The sequence below is a fragment of the Komagataeibacter oboediens genome (assembly GCF_003207815.1).
Lineage (GTDB): Bacteria > Pseudomonadota > Alphaproteobacteria > Acetobacterales > Acetobacteraceae > Komagataeibacter > Komagataeibacter oboediens.
In genome coordinates this window covers 1-703 of sequence record NZ_NKTX01000243.1, presented here as the reverse complement: position 1 = coordinate 703, position 703 = coordinate 1, and the positions used below count along the sequence as shown (strand labels likewise).

The 703-nt window shown below is 65.6% G+C and carries 1 pseudogene; it reads left to right on the top strand.

The annotated features are described in order from the left end of the window. Positions 1-703: pseudogene (locus CFR80_RS19585) on the top strand (autotransporter domain-containing protein); the annotation flags it as partial.

Below are 703 nucleotides of genomic sequence, written 5' to 3'. Positions count from 1 at the left end.
GGGTTCTCTGTCGGGAACTGCCAGTGGCACGCTGGACGGCACGCTGGACCTGACCAAAGCCAGCAGCACCTATTCCGGCGGCATGTCCGGTTCTGGCGGTCTGACGGTTTCTGGCGGGACGGAGACGCTGTCGGGTGCGAATACCTATACGGGTGTGACGACGGTGGCGTCTGGTGCAGGCCTCAGCCTGCCGGGTTCTGTTGCGGGTGCGCTGACGACTGCCGGGACGACGGATGTCAATGGCGGTACGGTTGCGGGCACGACAACCAATACCGGGACGTTTACGGCTGAAGACGGCACGCTTGCGGCTGTTGCGAACAATGGCGGCACGGCGACGCTGAGCGACACGACGGCAGGTGCTGTGACGAATGCGTCTGGTGCGACATTCAGCGCGACGGGCGGGACACTGGCGAGTGCGGCGAACAGCGGGACGATGACGCTGGGTGCGGGCAACACCGTCTCGGGTGATGTGACCCAGACGGCCGGTTCGCTGACGCTGGACGGCAACACGGTTGACGGCACGGTTGCGGCCAATGGCGGCACGTTCGATGTGGCGTCTGCGGGTTCGACGGCGGGTTCTCTGTCGGGAACTGCCAGTGGCACGCTGGACGGCACGCTGGACCTGACCAAAGCCAGCAGCACCTATTCCGGCGGCATGTCCGGTTCTGGCGGTCTGACGGTTTCTGGCGGGACGGAAACGCTG